The following is a 19,759-nucleotide window of genomic DNA, read 5'->3' as shown; positions in this document are numbered from 1 at the left end:
TCTTCTCCCCAGACCGTTCATCCGCACGTCATCTGTTGCTGATCGAGTGGCGGCGTTATGCGCTCGACTTCTTGAATGGACTCGGATGGGTTTCAGCGCCAAGTTCGCTTCGGCGCAGGGCTTGTCACGTTGTCGAAGGAAAAAACATGTCCCGACTGCTCCATCCCGTCTCCCGCCGCGATCTGCTTGGCGGTGCCGCCGCCGCAGGAGCGTTGATCATGCTGCATCCGTTCTCCGCCCGCGCCCAGGCCAACCAGGCCCATCTTCGGATCATGGAAACCACCGACATACACGTGAACGTGCTGCCCTACGATTACTACGCCGACAAAGCGAACGACACGATGGGCCTGTCGCGCACGGCTTCGCTGATCGATGCAGTGCGCAAGGAAGCCGTCAATTCGATGCTGATCGACAATGGCGACCTGCTGCAGGGCAATCCGATGGGCGATTACATCGCCTATGAGAGGGGCATGAAGGACGGCGACCGGCATCCGATCATGAAGGCCATGAACCTGCTCGGCTACGAATGCTCGACGCTGGGCAACCACGAGTTCAACTACGGCCTGTCGTTCATGGACAAGGTGCTGGCCGGCGCCAGTTTCCCCTTCGTCTGCGCCAATTTGATCCGTGGCACCGAGCTTGCAGCGAACCCGCGCGACGATAAGCTCTATCTCAAGCCCTATGTCATCCTCGACAAGAAGATCAAGGACGGGTCAGGCGCCGAGCAGCCGATCAGGATCGGCATCATCGGCTTCGTGCCGCCGCAGATCATGGTCTGGGATCTCAAGAATCTGGAGGGCAACGTCAAGACTCGCGACATCGTCGAGGCGGCCAAGGCCTGGGTGCCACAGATGAAGGAGGAAGGCGCCGACATCGTGATTGCGCTCTCGCATTCGGGCATCGACGTGAAGCAGGGCGACATGATGGAAAACGCATCGTTCTTCGTCGCCGGTGTCGACGGCATCGATGCGGTGTTCACCGGTCACCAACATCTGGTCTTCCCCGGCAAGAAGGATTTCCAGTCGCTGGACGGCGTCGACACGCAAAAAGGTACGCTGCAGGGCAAGCCCGCCGTGATGGGCGGCTTCTGGGGCTCGCATATGGGGCTGATCGACCTGATGCTGGAGCGCGACGGGTCGAAATGGAAGGTCGTTTCCGCCACTTCCGAGGCGCGGCCGATCTTCGAACGCGTCGACAACAAGGCCAAGCCGATCGTCCCCGACGACAAGCGCATCATCGCGGCACTCGAACAGGACCACCAGGCGACGCTGGCCTATGTGCGCCGTCCCGTCGGCAAGACCTCGGCGCCGCTCTATTCCTATTTCGCCCTGGTCGCCGACGATCCGTCGGTGCAGGTCGTCAGCCAGGCGCAGACCTGGTACCTCAAGGACATTCTCAAGAACACGCAGTGGAAGGACGTGCCGCTGCTGTCGGCCGCCGCACCCTTCAAGGCCGGCGGACGCAGCGGCGCCGACTACTATACCGACGTGCCGGCAGGCGACATCGCCATCAAGAACGTCGCCGACCTCTACCTCTACCCGAACACCGTGCGGGCCGTCGAAATCACCGGCGCGCAGGTCAAGGAATGGCTGGAAATGTCGGCCGGCATCTTCAATCGGATCGAACCGGGCAAGGCCGACCAGGCCCTCATCAACACCGACTTCCCGTCCTACAATTTCGACGTCATCGACGGCGTCACCTACAAGATAGACCTGTCGCAGCCGCCGAAATACGATGCCAAGGGCGGACTGGCGAATGCCAGCGCCAATCGCATCGTCGACTTGATGTTTGCTGGCAAGCCAATTGATTCCAAGCAGAAATTCGTCGTTGCAACCAACAACTACCGGGCCGGCGGTGGCGGTAATTTTCCGGACATCAATGCCTCTAAGGTCATTTACGAGGCGCCGGACACCAATCGCGACGTCATCGTTCGCTATATCGTCAGCGAGGGCACGATCAATCCGTCGGCGGACGGCAACTGGTCGTTCGCGCCGCTGCCTGAAACCAGCGTCGTGTTCGAAACCGGCGCCGGGGCCAAGGATTTCATTGCCGAGGTGAAGTCGCTGAAGATCGAGCCGGCGGGTGAGGGCGAAGCGGGATTTGCGAAATACCGCATCCTGCTCTGACTGTTGCCTACAGGCTAGAGTGCGCGCCGCTACGGCAGCGTGGACTACGCCTCGTAAACCACCTGGCGAACGTCGATGTAACTGGCGCGGAAGCCGGCCTCGCAATAATGCAGGTAGAATTCCCAGAGCTTCTTGAAGCGGTCGTCGAAGCCGAGCGGGACGATCTTTTCCCATGATGCCCAGAACCGCTGGCGCCATTCGGCGAGCGTGCGCGCATAGTCGTCCGGAAACACACGCTCGCGCAGATGGGCAAGGCCATGATCGTTGCCGAGTGCCTTCAGGATCGACGGCGTCGGCAGCATGCCGCCCGGAAAAACATAGCGCTGGATGAAATCCGGTCTTGCACGATAGGTGTCGTAGGCGGCTTCGTTGATGGTGATGATCTGCAGGCCTGCGGTGCCGCCAGGCTTCAGGCAGGCCTTCATCTTGCCGAAGAACACCGGCCAGTACTTCTCGCCGACCGCCTCGAACATCTCGATCGAGGCGATGCGGTCATAGGTGCCGGTTTCGTCGCGATAGTCCTGCAGCTTGATGTCGACCTTGTCGGAAAGCCCGGCCTTGGCGAGGCGAGCCTTGGCGAAGTCGTGCTGCTCGCGGCTGATCGTCAGGCCGGTCACGCGGCAGCCGATCTCGCGAGCCGCGAATTCGGCAAAGCCGCCCCAGCCGCAGCCGATCTCCAGCACGTGATCCTTCGGTCCGATCCCGGTATCCTTGGCCAGTGCGCGATATTTGGCGGCCTGGGCGCTTTCGAGGTCGTTGGCGCCGGTGGCATAGAGTGCCGAGGAATAGGTCATGCTCGGATCGAGCCATTCCTTGTAGAAGGCATTGCCAAGGTCGTAGTGCGCCGAAATATTGCGCTTCGAGCCGGTGCGCGTGTTCTCGTTGAACCAGTGTCTGATGCGCTGGACGGTGTTGATGAGCCAGCTGGCGCCGCCGGCAACGCGTTCGCCGATGGCCGAATTGACCACGAACAGCTCCAGGAAGCTGGTGACGTCGGGGCTTTCCCAATCGCCGTCCATATAGGATTCGGCAACGCCGATCGTGCCGCCGGAAAAGGCGCGGCCGGGCAAGCGCCAGTTCTTGAGCACCAGTTCGGCGTCCGGGCCAGGTCCCTTGCCGCCGACCAGCACGGCGCGTCCGTCCGGCATCCGGACCTTCAGCGATCCGCGCGGCAGGTTCATCGCCGCCGACAGCACCATGCGCGCCTTCGCCGGCAAGCCCTTGACGATCTCGGCGAAATTGAATTCGTCCAGCCTGACCGCGTCGCCCGACGCCAGACCATGATGTTCCTTGTGTGCCATCTCACGCCCCTGGGCTTCCGCGGTGTCGGCGCAAATTGCCGAGCCCCGGTTCTCGCGGTTCATTCGCCAGGTTCGAACGCCAGTGCCTGATTCCGGCAGCTGACCGGTTCGGCGACAGGCGGGCTCGAACGAAAGCGCGTGCCCTTTAATCAGAGCTTCAGCGCTTCCCAGTGAATCCCTGCGACAATCTTCCACGTGAGGAGGGGGGACATCAAGAGGCAGGCTGCAAGCCGGGCTGTGCCAAGTGGAGGGCGATCGCTGGCGTGGATCCAACTTTTACACAGCAAAGGCCGAACGCGCCTAAAACGCCTATGGTTGCAACCGTGCCTGTGCGATAGCTTTAGCCATGCGTTATGTAATCGTCATCGCCGCCGTCACCTTTTTCCTGATCTGGGATGGGCTCTACAATCAGGGCCGGTACCTCGACACCGCGGTAAGGGGTGTCACGCACGTCGTGCGATCCGTCACCGGCGAGAGCTAGCGCCCAATCTCCATCACCGGCTGCCGCGACATCCTTGTCGATTGACGCGGCCGTCCTGACGTCACAAAAGACCCCGGCACTTAATGCATGTCGCCCAAAAGCGGCTCCGGTCTTGGGGCAGCGACATGCGTAAAGGCAAAGACCTGAAGCGCGTCGCCTGACGCGCTTTCGATCGAGGAGGCGGGGTTGATCCGGCATATCGTTTTCTTCAGCGCGCGGCGTAAGGAGGATGTGGAGACCGTGCGCACCGGCCTGCAGGCGCTCGGCGACATTCCCCATTCCAGCGTTTTCGAGGTGACCATCAACACCAAGGTCGACCCGCTCTCGGACGAGATCGATGTGGTCGTCTATGCCGAGTTCGCCGATGACGCGGCGTTGGCCGCCTACAAGGCGCACCCGCTCTATGCGCAGACGACCCGCAAGGTCAAACCGTTGCGCGAGCTGCGTTATTCCGCCGATGTCGTGGCCGGCGCCTGATTGAGGCTTGAACCGGTTTGCGGAATGATGCACATCGCGCCTGCATGAACCGAACAACAGCCGCCGGCACTCACCCGCTCGATCATCTGGTGCTGCCGACACAGAACCTCGATGTGGCACGAGCACGGCTCACCGCGCTCGGCTTCGTGGTTGCCCCGACCGGCATTCACCCCTTTGGGACCGAAAACTGTTGTGTCTTCCTCGCCGACGGCACCTATCTCGAGCCGCTCGCGGTCGGCGACGAACAGGCCGCGACGGCGGCCATTGCCGAGGGCAATGTTTTCGTCGCGCGCGACCGTATCTATCGCAACAGGCACGGCGACGAGGGATTTTCGGCTGTGGTCCTGGGCACCAGCAACGCAGATGCCGACCAGGCGCGCTATGTCGAAGCCGGCATCTCCGCGGGAAACATGCTGAGCTTTTCGCGCGCTTTCACCGACACGGCTGGCAAAAGCGACATCGCATCGTTCAAGCTCGCCTTTGCATCCGAAAGCAAGGCTACGGATGCTTTCCTGTTTGCCTGCGAGCGGGTCAACGCGCCCAAAGTGGACCGCGCGGCCTTGCACGCGCACGCCAACAGCGCCACGGGAATTGTCGAGATCGTGGCCGTCAGCGACCGGCCTGCCGAGCAGCATCGGCTGATTTCCTTGGCGGTGGGCGATCCGGCCGCCGGCGCGCAAGGCGGCGCGTTTCACTTGCCGAATGCAACCTTGAGCGTGCTTGCCCCTGGTTCCTTCACCACACGCTTTGGCTTGCCTGCCTGCGCGCCGACAGACCTTCGCTTCGCAGCAGTGGTCTTTTCGGTCCGCAGCGCCGATATCACCTCGAGGCTGCTTGCAGCCAACTCCGTCAAACACGATATAGCGGGCAATGATATTGTCGTGCAGCCGGCATCCGGACAGGGCGCGGCTTTCATCTTCCGGGAGATCCAATGAGCAAGCCCCTGGCGCCCAATTCGTCGGTAACCGTCGGCAATGTCGTCTTCGACAACAACGCGGCCTTGTCGCTGGTCGCTGGCCCTTGCCAGTTTGAATCGCGCCAGCATGCCTTCGACATGGCCGGCGCGCTGAAGGAACTGACCGGCAAGCTCGGAATAGGCCTCGTCTACAAGACCAGCTACGACAAAGCCAACCGCACCTCGCTGTCGGCGACACGCGGCGCAGGCATGGAAGCGGCACTTCCCGTTTTCGACGAACTGCGCAAGGAATTTTCGCTGCCGGTGCTGACCGATGTCCACACCGAGGAACAGTGCGCGATCGTCGCGCCGCACGTCGATGTCCTCCAGATTCCGGCCTTCCTCTCGCGCCAGACCGACATGCTGGTCGCCGCCGCCAGGACCGGCAAGGTGATCAACGTGAAGAAGGGACAGTTCCTGGCTCCGTGGGACATGAAGAACGTGGTTGCCAAGATCACCGGTTCCGGCAACGCCAATGTTTTGACCACGGAGCGCGGTGCGTCGTTCGGCTACAACACGCTGGTCTCCGACATGCGCGCTCTGCCTATCATGGCCGAGATCGGCGCGCCGGTGATCTTCGACGCCACGCATTCGGTTCAGCAGCCGGGCGGGCAAGGCGGCTCCACGGGTGGCGAGCGCCGTTTTGTCGAAACGCTGGCCCGAGCGGCTGTCGCCGTCGGCGTTGCCGGCGTGTTCATCGAGACCCACCAGGATCCGGATAATTCGACTTCTTCCGATGGCCCGAACATGGTGCCGCTGAAGGATATGCCTGCACTGCTGGAAAGACTGATGGCGTTCGATCGTATCGCCAAGGGTCACTGAAGCGTCCCACGGACGTTCCAGCGTCGGCAACCGACAATGGCCCCATGGCCCCGGCGCTTGTGGAAGACATAAGCCGGCTGTACGCTCGCCTCGCAAATGAGCGTTTTGGCAGGAGGAAGCCATGTCTGTCGCCCGCGTCACCGAAATCACCTCATCGTCGAAGAAGAGCTTTCAGGACGCCATCGAGAAGGGGATTGCGCGTGCCGCAAAGACGTTGAAGAACGTCGAAGGCGCCTGGATCCAGGACCAGAAGATCGTCGTCGAGGACGGCAAGATCGCTGCCTATCGCGTCAACATGAAGGTCACATTCATCCTCGCGGAGTAACCGGCTGCCGCCGAAAAAGTCGGGAACTTTCGCCCGCGCCCTCATTGTCAGAGCATGGATCAACGACAAAGAGGAGCACATCATGACAACCCAGACAGGCCACACCGAAGCCATTGCCGCTTCGCGCGTGATCGGCACGTCAGTCTACAACACCGAGGGCAGGAGCATTGGCAGCATCGAGGACATCATGCTCGACAAGACCTCGAACGGCATCATGTTCGCGGTGATCGGTTTCGGCGGTTTTCTCGGCATCGGCGAGAAGTATCACGCCATTCCGTGGGCCAGCCTCGACTATGACGAGGAGAAGGGTGGCTATGTCGTTCCGTTCTCCAAGGAACAGCTGAAGGCAGCACCCGCCTATTCGATCAATGAACTGGCCGGCGCAGATGGCGAGACGGCGCGCGACGCGTCCTACGATTATTACAAGGTCACGCCTTACTGGCATTGACGCCTGGAAACAAAAGGCCCCGTTCAGACGGGGCCTTTTGGATTCGATGCTGCGCCTATTCGCTGACATGCAAGGCCGGTAGCGGCCCTGCTGCCTTGGGTGGCGATTGCTGATTGTCGCACGACGTCAGAAACGCCGCCGCGATCAGGAACAGACTCACGATACCACTCAACTGGGACATGGCGAAACTCCTCCTGTTTCGCCCCGCGCACCCGCACCATAGCCGGAACTACATCCGCCGCACATGACTTATGATGACAGCGATTTGCGCTTCGTGAATCGTCTGATGCATGTCGCCACAAAGTAGCTCCTGCTTTTGGGAGAACGGCATGCGCCGCCTGACTCCGTTCAGGCGCGACGCGCTTTAGGCTGACGCGGCGGCAATAATTGCGAGCGGGCCGATTGCCTTTTGCAGCACTTTGGCTAAGACGTGCGCGACCCTTCTTCAGATCAATCGAGGACATCGCAATGACCGCCATCATCGACATTGTTGGGCGTGAAATCCTGGACAGCCGTGGAAATCCGACCGTCGAGGTCGATGTCGTTCTTGAAGATGGCTCGATGGGCCGCGCGGCGGTGCCGTCGGGCGCCTCGACGGGCGCCCACGAGGCTGTCGAACTGCGCGACGGCGGCGCCCGCTATCTCGGCAAAGGCGTGCTCAAGGCCGTCGAAGCCGTGAACGGCGAGCTGTTCGAGGCCATCGGCGGCATGGAAGCCGAAAACCAGATCCACATCGACCAGACTATGATCGAGCTCGACGGTACGCCCAACAAGAGCCGGCTCGGCGCCAACGCCATCCTCGGTGTCTCGCTGGCGGTGGCCAAGGCCGCGGCCGATGCCGCCGGCCTGCCGCTCTACCGTTATGTCGGCGGCACCAAGGCACACGTCCTGCCGGTGCCGATGATGAACATCATCAATGGCGGCGCCCATGCCGACAACCCGATCGACTTCCAGGAATTCATGATCCTGCCGATCGGCGCGCCGACATTGCGCGAAGGCGTTCGCTGGGGTTCGGAAATCTTCCACACGCTGCGCAAGAAGCTGAAGGATGCCGGCCACAACACCAATGTCGGCGACGAGGGCGGCTTTGCCCCGAACCTGAAGAGCGCGCCGGTGGCGCTCGACTTCATCATGGAATCGATCGAGAAGGCCGGCTTCAAGCCCGGCGAAGAGATCGCGCTCGGCCTCGACTGCGCCGCGACCGAGTTCTTCAAGGACGGCAACTACGTCTACGAGGGCGAGAAGAAGACCCGCGACCCCAAGGCCCAGGCCAAGTACCTGGCCAAGCTCGCCGCCGACTATCCGATCATCTCGATCGAGGACGGCCTTGCCGAGGACGACTGGGAAGGCTGGAAGTATCTCACCGACCTGATCGGCAAGAAGACCCAACTGGTCGGCGACGATCTGTTCGTCACCAACACGGCACGGCTGCGTGACGGCATCCGCATGGGCGTCGCCAATTCGATCCTGGTCAAGGTCAACCAGATCGGCTCGCTGACGGAAACGCTCGACGCCGTCGAGACCGCGCACAAGGCCGGCTACACCGCTGTCATGTCGCACCGCTCGGGCGAAACCGAGGATTCGACCATCGCCGATCTCGCCGTTGCCACCAATTGCGGACAGATCAAGACCGGCTCTCTGTCACGCTCGGACCGCATGGCCAAATACAACCAACTGATCCGCATCGAGGAAGAGCTCGGCAAGCAGGCGAGCTACGCCGGCAAGTCGGTGGTCAAGGGCTGATCCGCAGACACCCAGGCATGGGATGTCGATGAAATGGCGGGAGCATTTCCGCACTTTTTCATTTCGGGTCTCGCGCAGCCGGTCATCCGTAACCGTCCGTTAAGCACAATCGAGCGAAAAAGATGGGGAGCCGTAGGAGTTCGCGGCCGCGAGGACTTGGATCATGTGGACGCGTCAGCACAAGCAGAGAAACACCGGCCGGCTGATCATTCCTTCGCTCTGCGTGGCGTTCCTGGCCTATTTCGGCTTTCATGCCTACCACGGGGAATTCGGCATCAATTCGAAATATCAGCTGGAAGCCCAGACGGTTGCGCTGCAAGGTCAGCTCGACGCGATCAAGGCACGCCGGATGGAGCTCGAACGGCGCGTTCGGCTCATGCATGAAGGGTCGATCGAGAAGGACATGCTCGACGAGCAGGCGCGCAAGGCGCTCAATCTGTCCCAGGCCGACGAAATCACCATCATGTTGCCGGTCTCGGCGAAGTAACCGGTTTTCAGTTAATAGCCAATATTTTCAATGATTTTAATCGCTTAGACGCATGTGAGCTATGCAATTTCGGCATGGCGTAACGCTCTAGCGCGTGTTAGCCTCCCCAAAATCGGTGGGGAGGAGCTGATCTCCCCAGGGCGGATTTGATCCTGCCCTAATGTCCGCAAAGAGACGCCAACAGGGAGTGATGCATGGCCACCGCAGCCAGAAAAGCGCCTGCCAAATCCAAATCCGACGGCAAAATGGGGCTTTCGGCCCCCAAGCCTGCAGAATTCACCAAGGATGAAGAGCTCGCCGCCTACCGGCACATGCTGCTTATCCGCCGTTTCGAGGAAAAGGCCGGCCAGCTTTACGGCATGGGCTTCATCGGCGGCTTTTGCCATCTCTATATCGGCCAGGAAGCGGTCGTCACCGGCATGAAGATGGCGCTGATCCAAGGCGACCAGATGATCACCGCCTATCGCGACCACGGCCACATGCTGGCGATGGAGCTTTCACCGCGCGGCGTCATGGCTGAATTGACCGGGCGTCGTGGCGGCCTGTCCAGGGGCAAGGGCGGCTCCATGCACATGTTCTCCAAGGAGAAGCATTTCTATGGTGGCCACGGGATCGTCGGCGCGCAGGTGTCGCTCGGCACCGGCCTCGCCTTTGCCAATCGCTACCGCGACAACAACAACGTGTCGCTGACCTATTTCGGCGATGGTGCGGCCAATCAGGGCCAGGTCTATGAAAGCTTCAACATGGCCTCGCTGTGGAAGCTGCCGGTGATCTACATCATCGAGAACAACCGCTATGCCATGGGCACCTCGGTCTCGCGCTCGTCGGCGGAGACGGACTTTTCCCATCGCGGCGCCTCGTTCAAGATTCCCGGCCTCCAGGTCGACGGCATGGATGTCCGCGCCGTCAAGGCTGCTGGTGATCTGGCCACCGAATGGTGCCGCGCCGGCAACGGCCCGCTGATCCTCGAAATGCAGACCTATCGCTATCGCGGCCACTCGATGTCCGACCCTGCGAAGTACCGTTCCAAGGAAGAAGTGCAGAAGATGCGCTCCGAGCATGACCCGATCGAACAGGTCAAGGCGCGGCTGATCGAGAAGAAATGGGCGACCGAGGACGAATTGAAGACCGTTGACAAGGAGGTTCGCGACATCGTCGCGGACGCCGCCGAATTTGCCCAGAACGACGCGGAGCCGGATCCGTCCGAGCTCTGGACCGATATCGTATTGTAACGGGAGGGCAAGGACATGCCGATCGAAATTCTCATGCCCGCTCTCTCGCCAACCATGGAAGAGGGCAATCTTTCCAAGTGGTTGAAGAACGAGGGCGACAAGGTCGTCGCCGGTGACGTCATCGCCGAGATCGAAACCGACAAGGCGACGATGGAAGTCGAAGCCGTCGATGAAGGCACGCTTGCCAAGATCGTGGTTCCTGCCGGCACCGAAGGCGTCAAGGTCAATGCAGTGATCGCCGTGCTCGCGGTTGACGGCGAAGACGTCGACAAGGCTGGCGAAGGCATCGGCGAAGAGCCCCCCAAGGCTGAAACAGCGGCGCCTGCGCCGGCGGCAGCTAAAAGCGAGGCCTCAGCACCGGTCGCAGCCGCCCCGAGGACGGAAATCGCCGCCGATCCGGATATTCCGGCCGGGACGGAAATGGTCTCGACCACGGTGCGTGAAGCGCTGCGTGATGCGATGGCCGAGGAAATGCGCCGCGACGGCGATGTCTTCGTCATGGGCGAGGAGGTTGCCGAATACCAGGGTGCCTACAAGATCACGCAGGGACTGCTGCAGGAGTTCGGGCCGCGGCGCGTCGTCGACACGCCGATCACCGAGCATGGCTTTGCCGGCGTCGGCGTCGGCGCGGCGATGGCCGGCTTGAAGCCGATCGTCGAGTTCATGACCTTCAACTTCGCCATGCAGGCGATCGACCAGATCATCAACTCGGCTGCCAAGACGCTCTATATGTCGGGTGGCCAGATGGGCGCGCCGATTGTGTTCCGTGGACCGAATGGCGCCGCCGCTCGCGTCGCAGCCCAGCATTCGCAGTGCTATGCCGCCTGGTACAGCCACATTCCCGGCCTCAAGGTCGTGATGCCCTACACCGCTGCCGACGCCAAGGGCCTGCTCAAGGCTGCGATCCGCGATCCCAACCCGGTTATCTTCCTCGAGAACGAAATCCTCTACGGTCATTCCTTCGACGTGCCGAAGCTGGATGATTTCGTGCTGCCGATCGGCAAGGCGCGCATCCACAAGACCGGCAAGGACGTCACCATCGTCTCTTTCGGCATCGGCATGACCTATGCGATCAAGGCTGAAGCCGAGCTGCGCGGCATGGGCATCGATGCCGAGATCATCGACCTCAGGACCATCCGCCCGCTCGACCTCGACACGGTCATAGCCTCGGTCAAGAAGACCAACCGGCTGATCGTCGTTGAAGAGGGATATCCGCAGAGCTCGGTCGGCGATCACATCGCCAACCAGGTGTCGCAGCGTGCCTTCGATTTCCTTGACGCCCCGGTCATCACCATTGCCGGCAAAGACGTGCCGATGCCCTATGCGGCGAACCTCGAAAAGCTGGCGTTGCCGAATGTCGGCGAGGTCATCGAGGCGGTCAAAGCCGTCACGTATCGCTGAACCGGGCGGGAGGACAAAATGCCAATCAACATCACCATGCCGGCCCTGTCGCCCACGATGGAAGAGGGCAATCTGTCAAAGTGGTTGGTCAAGGAGGGCGACAAGGTTTCGCCCGGCGATGTCATTGCTGAGATTGAGACCGACAAGGCAACTATGGAAGTCGAAGCTGTCGACGAGGGTACGGTTGCAAAGCTCGTCGTTCTGGCCGGCACCGAGGGCGTCAAGGTCAATGCGCTGATCGCCGTGCTCGCTGCCGAAGGCGAGGACGCCGGCGCCGCTGCGAACAGCGCTGCTGCGCCAGCGAAAGCGGAAGCGCCGAAAACGGAGGCTCCGAAGGCGGAAGCACCGAAGGCTGAGGCGCCAAAGGCCGAGCCTGCGGCCGCATCCAAGGCAGTAGCGGCTCCGGTCGCCAACGGCCGTGCCGCTGGCGAGCGCACCTTTGCGTCGCCGCTCGCGCGCCGCATCGCCAGAGAAGCCGGTGTCGATGTGTCTGCCGTGACCGGCACCGGCCCGCATGGCCGGGTGGTGAAAGCCGATGTCGATGCGGCGATTGCCGGTGGCGGCGTCAAGCCTGCCGCCAAGGCAGCGCCCGGAGGCGCTCTGGCGGCTCCGGCTGCTGCTGCCGCGCCGGTTAAGGCGATGTCGGACGAGCAGGTGCTGAAACTGTTCGAGCAAGGCTCCTACGAACTCGTCCCGCATGACAATATGCGCAAGACGATCGCGCGCCGCCTGGTCGAGGCCAAGACCACAATCCCGCATTTCTACCTGACGCTCGACTGCGAACTCGACGCACTCTTGGCATTGCGCACGCAGATCAATGCGGCAGCGCCGGTTAAGAAGACCGAGAAGGGTGATGCACCGGCCTACAAGCTGTCGGTCAACGACATGGTGATCAAGGCGATGGCGCTGGCGCTGAAGGCGGTGCCGGATGCTAATGCGTCGTGGACCGAAAGCGCCATGGTCAAGCACAAGCATGCCGATGTCGGCGTTGCGGTGTCGATACCGGGCGGCCTGATCACGCCGATCATCCGCAAGGCGGACGAAAAGACGTTGTCCACCATCTCCAACGAGATGAAGGACCTGGCCAGCCGCGCCCGCAGCCGCAAGCTGAAGCCGGAAGAATATCAGGGCGGCACCACGGCGGTGTCCAACCTCGGCATGTTCGGCATCAAGGACTTTGCCGCCGTCATCAACCCGCCGCATGCGACAATCCTGGCGGTCGGCGCCGGCGAGGAGCGGGCGGTGGTCAAGAATGGCGAGATCAAGATCGCTACCGTGATGTCGGTGACGCTGTCGACCGACCATCGCGCCGTCGACGGAGCGCTGGGGGCCGAATTGCTGGTCGCCTTCAAACGCCTGATCGAGAACCCGATGAGCATGCTGGTCTAGGAAGGGAAAGGGCGGTGCGGACATTCTTCACCAGCCTTTTCGCTTTCATTCTTTCCGGTTTGGCCGGCGGGCTGGTCGCGCAGTGGTTGGCCATCGCCACTGGCGCCGAGGAAGAATACATCCTCGTTTTCATGTTCTCGGTGCTGGTGACCTTCATGGGTACCTTCGTCTTCTTCGTGGCGCAGTTCATGACGGATCCGGTTGCGGCGGTGGCCAGGACGGGTAAGTGGCTGCTGATCGTGTTTGCGGTGTTGCTTGCCCTGCTGGTCGCGCTGATCCTCTATGCCGACAGCGGTGCCGCGGTGGTGAGGAAGGACATTCCCATGGTGGTCGGATTTGGCCTGCCGGGGCTGGTGACCGTCGTTGTGCAATGGATGTTCGTGCGCTGGCGGGTGAGACGCGGTTTGACCAAGGCACAGGTGGGTGTGGGTGCATGAAGACAGTTCTGTGCTACGGCGATTCGCTGACCTGGGGACACGACCCGGAGACTTTGGGTCGACATGAACATGAAGACCAGTGGCCAACCACGCTGGCGAAAGCGCTCGGACCGAGCTTCCACGTTATTGCCGAGGGACTGGGCGGTCGCACCACGGCCTATGACGACTTCTTGTCGGGCGCGGACCGAAACGGCGCGCGGATATTGCCGACGATCCTGAGCACGCATTCGCCGGTCGATCTGATCGTCATCATGCTTGGCTCCAACGACATGAAGCCATCGATTCATGGCAGTGCAGTCATAGCTTCCTATGGCATGCGACGCCTCGTCGAAATCGTGCGGGGGCACGCCTATCCATTCGGCGGTGCCGCCCCCAAGATTATTCTGGTAGCGCCGCCGCATATCGTGGAAACCCGCAAGGCGGACTACGCCGAAATGTTGGGAACGGGTGCAATCGAGTCGCCCAAGCTCGCCGGCTTTTATCAAACCGCCGCCAACGAGATGGGCTGCGGCTTTTTTGATGCTGCGAGCGTCGCTAGATGTACACCGCTCGACGGCGTCCACCTCGATGCCGAAAACACGCGCAACATCGGCACGGCGCTAGCGCCGGTCGTGCGCGGCATGCTGGAATTGTGAATCAGGGAGAAAAACCGTGGCTGAGAACTACGACGTCATCATCATCGGCTCCGGCCCGGGAGGCTATGTCACGGCGGTGCGTTCCGCCCAGCTTGGCTTCAAGACGGCGATCGTCGAGCGCGAGCATCTCGGCGGCATCTGCCTCAACTGGGGCTGCATCCCGACCAAGGCGCTGCTGCGCTCGGCCGAGATCATGCACTATTCGGATCACCTGAAGGATTATGGGCTGAAGCTCGACGGCAAGGTCAGCGTCGACACGTCGGCCGTGGTCGACCGTTCGCGAAAAGTCTCGCTGCGGCTCAATGGCGGCGTTGCCTTCCTGATGAAGAAGAACAAGGTCGACGTCATCTGGGGCGAGGCCAAGCTCTCGAAACCGGGTGAGATCATCGTGTCCAAGACGGCCAAGACGCCAATGGAGCCACAGCCGCCGGTGCCGAAAGGCGTCAAGGGCGAGGGCACCTACACCGCCAAGCACATCATTCTGGCGACCGGCGCCCGGCCGCGCGCACTGCCCGGCATCGAGCCCGATGGCAAGCTGATCTGGACCTATTTCGAGGCGATGGTGCCGAAGGAGATGCCGAAATCGCTGCTGGTCATGGGTTCAGGCGCCATCGGCATCGAATTCGCCTCCTTCTACCGCACCATGGGGGCCGAAGTTACGGTTGTCGAACTGCTGCCGGCGGTGATGCCGGTCGAGGACGCCGAAGTCTCGAAATTCGCGCAGAAACAGTTCGAGAAGCAAGGCATGAAGATCATCCTCGAGGCCAAGGTGACCAAGGTCGAGAAGGGCGCGAACTCGGTCACCGCTCATGTCGAGATGAAGGACGGCAAGGTCGAGAAGATCACCGCCGACCGCATGATCTCGGCTGTCGGCGTGCAGGGCAACATCGAGAGCCTCGGGCTCGAGGCGCTCGGCGTGAAGACCGAACGCGGCTGCATCGTCGTCGACGGCTACGGCAAGACCAATGTGCCCGGTATCTATGCCATCGGCGATGTCGCCGGCCCGCCGATGCTTGCCCACAAGGCCGAGCATGAGGGCGTGGTGTGCGTCGAAAAGATTGCCAACTTTCCCGGCGTGCATGCCATCGACAAACTCAAGATTCCCGGCTGCACCTACTGCAATCCGCAGGTCGCCTCCGTCGGCCTGACGGAAGCCAAGGCCAAGGCCGAGGGCAAGGACATCCGCGTCGGACGTTTCCAGTTCGCCGCCAACGGCAAGGCGATTGCGCTCGGCGAGGACCAGGGCTTCGTCAAGACCATCTTCGACAAGAAGACCGGTCAGCTGCTCGGCGCGCATATGGTTGGCGCCGAAGTGACCGAGTTGATCCAGGGCTTCGTCGTGGCGATGAACCTGGAGACGACCGAGGAAGAACTGATGCACACCATCTTCCCGCATCCGACGCTCTCGGAGATGATGAAGGAAAGCGTGCTCGACGCGTATGGCCGGGCGCTGAACGCGTGATAAATCGAGCGTGCGGGTGATCGATGGAACCCGGCGGCAAGGATGTTCGTTTGCGGATGCATTTTCACCCATCACACAAGGAGAGCGCATATGCACTTGAATGGCGTCGGTTGGATAGCAGCTATCATTATCGGCGGCCTGGCAGGCTGGCTCGCCGAAATGGTCATGAAGAGCAACACCGGGATCTTCATGAATATTGTTCTGGGCATCGTCGGCGCGATCGTGCTGAACGCCATCCTGCAGGCGCTCAACGTCGGTGTCTTCGGCATCGGCTGGACCGCCTATCTGATCACCGGCTTTATCGGCGCCTGCCTGCTGATCTGGGTCGGACGCCTGGTGCGCCGCTAACATCGCCGAAGTGCTGCTATGCGAAAAAGGCTGCCGCGGCATGCACTGCGGCGGCCTTTTGCTTTGAGTTAAAAAGTCTTAGATGACGTTATGACAGCGAACGCCGGACTGGCGGTCGCCAATGAACCAGGTTTCCAGATGGTCACTGTCCTCGATACGATTGCCAATGCACCGCGCTTGCGGCACCCCGAAAAGGCGCACAAGCCCGATCAGGACGTGCTGCGCAAGCCCGACTGGATACGCGTCAAGGCGCCTGTCTCGAAGGGTTATGCCGAGACCCGCGAGATCGTGAAGTCGCACAAGCTGGTGACCGTCTGCGAAGAGGCCGGCTGCCCCAACATCGGCGAGTGCTGGGAGAAGAAGCACGCCACCTTCATGATCATGGGCGAGATCTGCACACGCGCCTGCGCGTTCTGCAACGTCGCCACCGGCATTCCGACCGCACTCGATGCCGATGAACCGGCCCGCGTCGCGCACGCGGTCAAGCAGATGGGCCTGACCCACGTCGTCATCACCTCGGTCGACCGCGACGATCTCGCCGATGGCGGTGCGCAGCATTTTGCCGAGGTCATCCGCGCCATCAGGGCGGCGACGCCGTTGACGACGATCGAAATCCTGACGCCCGATTTCCTGCGCAAGGAAGGCGCGCTGGAGATCGTCGTGGCGGCCAAGCCCGACGTCTTCAACCATAATCTCGAGACCGTGCCGTCGAACTATCTGACGGTTCGTCCGGGCGCTCGTTATTTCCATTCGATCCGGCTGTTGCAGCGGGTCAAGGAACTCGACCCGTCGATCTTCACCAAGTCCGGCATCATGGTGGGTCTGGGCGAAGAGCGGAACGAAATCCTGCAATTGATGGACGATCTGCGCTCGGCCAATGTCGACTTCATGACCATCGGCCAGTATCTGCAGCCGTCGAAGAAGCACCATCCGGTGATCCGCTTCGTCACGCCGGAGGAGTTCAAGTCCTTCGAGACGATCGGCCGGACCAAGGGTTTTCTGCTGGTGGCGTCGAGCCCGCTGACGCGCTCGTCGCACCACGCCGGCGACGATTTCGCTAGGCTGCGTGCGGCGCGGGAAGCGCTTCTTAAGAAATCGCTCTAATGCATGTCGCCCAAAAGTGACCTCGGCTTTGGGAGAACGACATGCATAACAACAAGGAATCCAAAGCGCGCCGCATGAATCAGTTTCAACGCAACGCGTTTTAGAGCCGGTTTCATGCCGAAATTCGAAGCCACCCGCCGGGTCGCCCATACGCCGCAACAGATGTTCGCACTGGTTGCCGATATCGAAACCTATCCGCAGTTCCTGCCGCTTTGCGAAGCGCTGACGGTGCGCTCGCGCAAGGAGCGGGACGGACGCACTGTTCTCGTCGCCGACATGAGCATCGGCTACAAGGCGATCCGCGAAACCTTCACCACGCAAGTGCTGCTGAAACCTGACGAGAACACCATCGACGTGAAGTACATCGATGGCCCGTTCAAATATCTGAGCAATGTCTGGCGCTTCGAACCCGATGGCGGCGGCTGTACTGTCCGCTTCTTCATCGACTACGAGTTCAAGAGCCGCATTCTGGGAGCGGTGATGGGCACCATGTTCGATCGCGCCTTCCGCATGTTCGCCGAGGCTTTCGAGAAGCGCGCCGACGTCATCTACGGTGTTGCATCCTCGGCCTGATGCATGTCGCCCAAACGTGCGCAGCGGTTTGGGAACAACGACAGGCATAACTAACAAGGGTTAAAGCGCGTCGCGCCTTAGGTCTGGCCGAGCGCACGCAGTCCCAGTTCCAGCGCATGCCCAACTGTTTCACGGCGGATGAAATCGCGACCCTTGTCGGCAAACAGCCGGCGCTCGGCGGTCACGGTCCCGCCGTCCAGGCCGACGCCGAACCAGACCAGGCCGACAGGCTTTTCCACCGAGCCGCCGCCGGGCCCGGCGATGCCGGTGACCGCGAGGGTCAGCTTGGCGCGCGAGCGGGCGAGGGCGCCCTTTGCCATTTCAATCGCCGTCTCGCGTGAAACCGCGCCATGCTCTTCAAGCGTTGTGGGGGAAACACCGAGCATGTCCATCTTGGCTTCATTCGAATAGGTGATGAAGCCGCGATCGACCACGGCGGACGAGCCGGCAATGTCGGTGAGCGCTGCGATGATCATGCCGCCGGTGCAGCTTTCCGCCGTTGCCAGCATGATGCCGCGCTGCTCACAGGCCTGAAGCAGCGCGTTTGCCAGCTCGTTGTTGGTCATTCCGGCACCTCGCCGGGAAACACCACGCTGGCGGTGGCGATGGCCGCTATGCCTTCCTCGCGGCCGACAAAGCCGAGCTTTTCGTTGGTTGTCGCCTTGATCGAGACCCGATCAGGCGAAATTGCCAGCATCTGTGACAGGGCCGCCGTCATCGCCTCGCGATGCGGGCCGACGCGGGGCGCCTCGCAGATCAGCGTGATGTCGGCGTTGGCGATGCGGCCGCCACGCTCGCGCACAAGTTTCGCCGCATGCTCGACGAAGATGCGCGAGGCGGCGCCTTTCCATTGCGGATCGGACGGCGGGAAATGCGTGCCGATGTCGCCGGCGCCACAGGTCGCCAGCAGCGCATCGGTCAAGGCATGCAGGCCGACATCGGCGTCGGAGTGGCCCGACAGTTTCTTGTCGTGCAGAATGGCGACGCCGCACAGGGTGACGTGGTCACCAGGTTCGAAGGCGTGCACGTCGTAGCCATTGCCGGTTCTGATGTCGGGGAAGCGCGCACGTTCGCCGGAAAGCCGCTGGTCCGCCATTGTAATATCCCGTGCCCAGGTGAGTTTGACATTGTCCGGTGAACCCGGAACGATCTTTACCGGAATATGCGCCCATTCGGCGATCGCGGCGTCGTCGGTGAAGTCCATTTTTCCCAGGTGATGGGCTTTCTCATGCGCGGCAAGAATGGGCCAGAACGGAAAGCCCTGTGGCGTTTGCGCCGCGTGAAGTCCATTGCGGGAAACGGTTTCTCCCACGACGCCAGTGGCCGACTCGCGCTTCAACGTATCGGCGACGGGCAGGGCGGGCAGCGCGCCCTCACGCTCGCCGATGGCGTCGATGGTGCGGTCGATCAACTCCGCATCGACAAACGGGCGGACGGCGTCGTGGATCAGAACCCGGCCCGGCGCGTGGCCTCTCAGTGCAAGCAGTCCGAGCCGCACGGAAGCCTGCCTGGTCGCCCCGCCCATGATGGCGATGACCCGCTCGGTGTTGGCGCCTGCCGCCTGCCGGAACAGCTCGTGATCGTCGGCATGGATGGCGACAACAACTTCGCTGATCCGCGGGTGGGCCAGGAAAATCTCAATCGTGTGGGCAATGACAGCGTGGCCGCCAATGCTTTGATACTGCTTGGGTCCGTTGGCCTGCCCGGCACGCGCGCCGCGACCGGCGGCGACAATCACCACGGCGACCTTGGCATCCGCACTCGAAGCGTGATTTTCACTTGCGTCAGTCATGCCGATTGGCTTAGCGCACGATCCCGAAAAGTGTAATCGGTTTTCGGAAAAGATCGTGCGCCAAACATGAACATCCAAAGCGTCCTTTGCGCGTCCCGAAAGGCCCCTGGCGCTTTGGTCGCGGCCACTGTCGAAGGCCAGCATTTTCCCAATTGCGCCTTAATGTGACGTCATTCCGCGTTGCACATTGCGCCGGTTCTGGCTAGAGAATGTGCAAAGAA

At 61.6% G+C, this 19,759-nt stretch carries 22 protein-coding genes; 18 read left to right on the top strand and 4 right to left on the bottom strand.

Features of this window, described 5'->3' with window-relative positions:
* Positions 1–146 precede the first annotated feature (146 nt).
* Positions 147–2,126, top strand: coding sequence for a bifunctional 2',3'-cyclic-nucleotide 2'-phosphodiesterase/3'-nucleotidase (locus HNQ71_RS19780; protein WP_184874330.1), 1,980 nt, complete (start codon positions 147–149; stop codon positions 2,124–2,126).
* 44 nt (positions 2,127–2,170) lie between these two features.
* Here HNQ71_RS19780 and HNQ71_RS19775 read toward each other — a convergent pair whose 3' ends face one another.
* On the bottom strand, positions 2,171–3,427 hold the full coding sequence (locus tag HNQ71_RS19775; RefSeq protein WP_184874329.1) for an SAM-dependent methyltransferase: 1,257 nt from the start codon (positions 3,425–3,427) through the stop codon (positions 2,171–2,173).
* 346 nt (positions 3,428–3,773) lie between these two features.
* Here HNQ71_RS19775 and HNQ71_RS35540 point away from each other — a divergent pair, with 346 nt between their 5' ends.
* The 6 genes from HNQ71_RS35540 (at position 3,774) to HNQ71_RS19750 (ending at position 6,935) form a co-directional block, all read left to right on the top strand.
* Positions 3,774–3,908, top strand: a complete 135-nt coding sequence (locus tag HNQ71_RS35540; protein ID WP_281391389.1) for a hypothetical protein — start codon at positions 3,774–3,776, stop codon at positions 3,906–3,908.
* A 186-nt stretch (positions 3,909–4,094) separates the two neighbouring features.
* The gene (locus HNQ71_RS19770; RefSeq protein WP_184874328.1) at positions 4,095–4,385 is read left to right on the top strand and encodes a Dabb family protein; all 291 of its coding nucleotides are present in this window, start codon (positions 4,095–4,097) and stop codon (positions 4,383–4,385) included.
* A 44-nt stretch (positions 4,386–4,429) separates the two neighbouring features.
* Complete coding sequence (locus tag HNQ71_RS19765) at positions 4,430–5,320, top strand: VOC family protein (protein WP_184874327.1); 891 nt, start codon at positions 4,430–4,432, stop codon at positions 5,318–5,320.
* Positions 5,317–6,162, top strand: a complete 846-nt coding sequence (gene kdsA, locus HNQ71_RS19760) for a 3-deoxy-8-phosphooctulonate synthase (protein WP_184874326.1) — start codon at positions 5,317–5,319, stop codon at positions 6,160–6,162. The genes HNQ71_RS19765 and kdsA overlap by 4 nt, the downstream gene beginning before the upstream one ends.
* A gap of 121 nt (positions 6,163–6,283) precedes the next feature.
* A complete protein-coding gene (locus HNQ71_RS19755; RefSeq protein WP_019858016.1) occupies positions 6,284–6,487 on the top strand; it encodes a dodecin family protein in 204 nt (67 codons plus the stop codon).
* 82 nt (positions 6,488–6,569) lie between these two features.
* Positions 6,570–6,935 carry a PRC-barrel domain-containing protein gene (locus tag HNQ71_RS19750; protein ID WP_184874325.1) on the top strand — a complete coding sequence of 122 codons (366 nt, stop codon included), beginning with the start codon at positions 6,570–6,572 and terminating at the stop codon, positions 6,933–6,935.
* A gap of 55 nt (positions 6,936–6,990) precedes the next feature.
* Here HNQ71_RS19750 and HNQ71_RS35535 read toward each other — a convergent pair whose 3' ends face one another.
* Entirely contained in the window at positions 6,991–7,116 is a 126-nt protein-coding gene (locus tag HNQ71_RS35535) for a hypothetical protein (RefSeq protein WP_095091814.1), read from the bottom strand.
* A 287-nt stretch (positions 7,117–7,403) separates the two neighbouring features.
* Here HNQ71_RS35535 and eno point away from each other — a divergent pair, with 287 nt between their 5' ends.
* From eno to HNQ71_RS19695, 11 genes are all read left to right on the top strand, one after another.
* Positions 7,404–8,678 (top strand): phosphopyruvate hydratase, encoded by a 1,275-nt coding sequence (gene eno / locus HNQ71_RS19745; RefSeq protein ID WP_184874324.1) that lies wholly within the window; start codon positions 7,404–7,406, stop codon positions 8,676–8,678.
* 163 nt (positions 8,679–8,841) lie between these two features.
* Positions 8,842–9,165: an FtsB family cell division protein gene (locus tag HNQ71_RS19740; protein WP_184874323.1), complete on the top strand. Its 324-nt coding sequence runs from the start codon at positions 8,842–8,844 to the stop codon at positions 9,163–9,165.
* A 194-nt stretch (positions 9,166–9,359) separates the two neighbouring features.
* The gene (pdhA, locus tag HNQ71_RS19735) at positions 9,360–10,397 is read left to right on the top strand and encodes a pyruvate dehydrogenase (acetyl-transferring) E1 component subunit alpha (protein ID WP_184874322.1); all 1,038 of its coding nucleotides are present in this window, start codon (positions 9,360–9,362) and stop codon (positions 10,395–10,397) included.
* 15 nt (positions 10,398–10,412) lie between these two features.
* On the top strand, positions 10,413–11,798 hold the full coding sequence (locus HNQ71_RS19730) for a pyruvate dehydrogenase complex E1 component subunit beta (protein ID WP_184874321.1): 1,386 nt from the start codon (positions 10,413–10,415) through the stop codon (positions 11,796–11,798).
* An 18-nt stretch (positions 11,799–11,816) separates the two neighbouring features.
* A complete protein-coding gene (locus HNQ71_RS19725) occupies positions 11,817–13,187 on the top strand; it encodes a pyruvate dehydrogenase complex dihydrolipoamide acetyltransferase (RefSeq protein WP_184874320.1) in 1,371 nt (456 codons plus the stop codon).
* 14 nt (positions 13,188–13,201) lie between these two features.
* Entirely contained in the window at positions 13,202–13,624 is a 423-nt protein-coding gene (locus HNQ71_RS19720; protein ID WP_184874319.1) for a hypothetical protein, read from the top strand.
* Entirely contained in the window at positions 13,621–14,259 is a 639-nt protein-coding gene (locus HNQ71_RS19715; RefSeq protein ID WP_184874405.1) for an SGNH/GDSL hydrolase family protein, read from the top strand. The genes HNQ71_RS19720 and HNQ71_RS19715 overlap by 4 nt, the downstream gene beginning before the upstream one ends.
* 16 nt (positions 14,260–14,275) lie before the next feature.
* On the top strand, positions 14,276–15,721 hold the full coding sequence (lpdA, locus tag HNQ71_RS19710) for a dihydrolipoyl dehydrogenase (RefSeq protein ID WP_184874318.1): 1,446 nt from the start codon (positions 14,276–14,278) through the stop codon (positions 15,719–15,721).
* Positions 15,722–15,811: 90 nt separating this feature from the next.
* Positions 15,812–16,069, top strand: coding sequence for a GlsB/YeaQ/YmgE family stress response membrane protein (locus tag HNQ71_RS19705; protein ID WP_095091622.1), 258 nt, complete (start codon positions 15,812–15,814; stop codon positions 16,067–16,069).
* Between the two features lie 138 nt (positions 16,070–16,207).
* The gene (lipA, locus tag HNQ71_RS19700; RefSeq protein WP_111549044.1) at positions 16,208–17,173 is read left to right on the top strand and encodes a lipoyl synthase; all 966 of its coding nucleotides are present in this window, start codon (positions 16,208–16,210) and stop codon (positions 17,171–17,173) included.
* Between the two features lie 114 nt (positions 17,174–17,287).
* Positions 17,288–17,746 carry a type II toxin-antitoxin system RatA family toxin gene (locus HNQ71_RS19695; protein WP_184874317.1) on the top strand — a complete coding sequence of 153 codons (459 nt, stop codon included), beginning with the start codon at positions 17,288–17,290 and terminating at the stop codon, positions 17,744–17,746.
* Between the two features lie 77 nt (positions 17,747–17,823).
* Here HNQ71_RS19695 and HNQ71_RS19690 read toward each other — a convergent pair whose 3' ends face one another.
* Both HNQ71_RS19690 and HNQ71_RS19685 read right to left on the bottom strand, forming a co-directional pair.
* Complete coding sequence (locus HNQ71_RS19690) at positions 17,824–18,312, bottom strand: CinA family protein (protein WP_184874316.1); 489 nt, start codon at positions 18,310–18,312, stop codon at positions 17,824–17,826.
* Positions 18,309–19,538: a bifunctional 2-C-methyl-D-erythritol 4-phosphate cytidylyltransferase/2-C-methyl-D-erythritol 2,4-cyclodiphosphate synthase gene (locus HNQ71_RS19685; protein ID WP_184874315.1), complete on the bottom strand. Its 1,230-nt coding sequence runs from the start codon at positions 19,536–19,538 to the stop codon at positions 18,309–18,311. The genes HNQ71_RS19690 and HNQ71_RS19685 overlap by 4 nt, the downstream gene beginning before the upstream one ends.
* Between the last annotated feature and the right edge of the window lie 221 nt (positions 19,539–19,759).

The organism is Mesorhizobium sangaii (genome assembly GCF_014207355.1).
Lineage (GTDB): Bacteria > Pseudomonadota > Alphaproteobacteria > Rhizobiales > Rhizobiaceae > Mesorhizobium > Mesorhizobium sangaii.
This window is presented reverse-complemented; position numbering and strand designations above follow the sequence as displayed.

Coding starts and splice junctions, on each gene's coding strand:
- HNQ71_RS19780 (WP_184874330.1), top strand. CDS start 147: ATGTCCCGACTGCTCCATCCCGTCTCCCGCCGCGATCTGCTTGGCGGT.
- HNQ71_RS19775 (WP_184874329.1), bottom strand. CDS start 3,427: ATGGCACACAAGGAACATCATGGTCTGGCGTCGGGCGACGCGGTCAGG.
- HNQ71_RS35540 (WP_281391389.1), top strand. CDS start 3,774: ATGCGTTATGTAATCGTCATCGCCGCCGTCACCTTTTTCCTGATCTGG.
- HNQ71_RS19765 (WP_184874327.1), top strand. CDS start 4,430: ATGAACCGAACAACAGCCGCCGGCACTCACCCGCTCGATCATCTGGTG.
- kdsA (WP_184874326.1), top strand. CDS start 5,317: ATGAGCAAGCCCCTGGCGCCCAATTCGTCGGTAACCGTCGGCAATGTC.
- HNQ71_RS19755 (WP_019858016.1), top strand. CDS start 6,284: ATGTCTGTCGCCCGCGTCACCGAAATCACCTCATCGTCGAAGAAGAGC.
- HNQ71_RS19750 (WP_184874325.1), top strand. CDS start 6,570: ATGACAACCCAGACAGGCCACACCGAAGCCATTGCCGCTTCGCGCGTG.
- HNQ71_RS35535 (WP_095091814.1), bottom strand. CDS start 7,116: ATGTCCCAGTTGAGTGGTATCGTGAGTCTGTTCCTGATCGCGGCGGCG.
- eno (WP_184874324.1), top strand. CDS start 7,404: ATGACCGCCATCATCGACATTGTTGGGCGTGAAATCCTGGACAGCCGT.
- HNQ71_RS19740 (WP_184874323.1), top strand. CDS start 8,842: ATGTGGACGCGTCAGCACAAGCAGAGAAACACCGGCCGGCTGATCATT.
- pdhA (WP_184874322.1), top strand. CDS start 9,360: ATGGCCACCGCAGCCAGAAAAGCGCCTGCCAAATCCAAATCCGACGGC.
- HNQ71_RS19730 (WP_184874321.1), top strand. CDS start 10,413: ATGCCGATCGAAATTCTCATGCCCGCTCTCTCGCCAACCATGGAAGAG.
- HNQ71_RS19725 (WP_184874320.1), top strand. CDS start 11,817: ATGCCAATCAACATCACCATGCCGGCCCTGTCGCCCACGATGGAAGAG.
- HNQ71_RS19715 (WP_184874405.1), top strand. CDS start 13,621: ATGAAGACAGTTCTGTGCTACGGCGATTCGCTGACCTGGGGACACGAC.
- HNQ71_RS19705 (WP_095091622.1), top strand. CDS start 15,812: ATGCACTTGAATGGCGTCGGTTGGATAGCAGCTATCATTATCGGCGGC.
- lipA (WP_111549044.1), top strand. CDS start 16,208: ATGGTCACTGTCCTCGATACGATTGCCAATGCACCGCGCTTGCGGCAC.
- HNQ71_RS19695 (WP_184874317.1), top strand. CDS start 17,288: ATGCCGAAATTCGAAGCCACCCGCCGGGTCGCCCATACGCCGCAACAG.
- HNQ71_RS19690 (WP_184874316.1), bottom strand. CDS start 18,312: ATGACCAACAACGAGCTGGCAAACGCGCTGCTTCAGGCCTGTGAGCAG.
- HNQ71_RS19685 (WP_184874315.1), bottom strand. CDS start 19,538: ATGACTGACGCAAGTGAAAATCACGCTTCGAGTGCGGATGCCAAGGTC.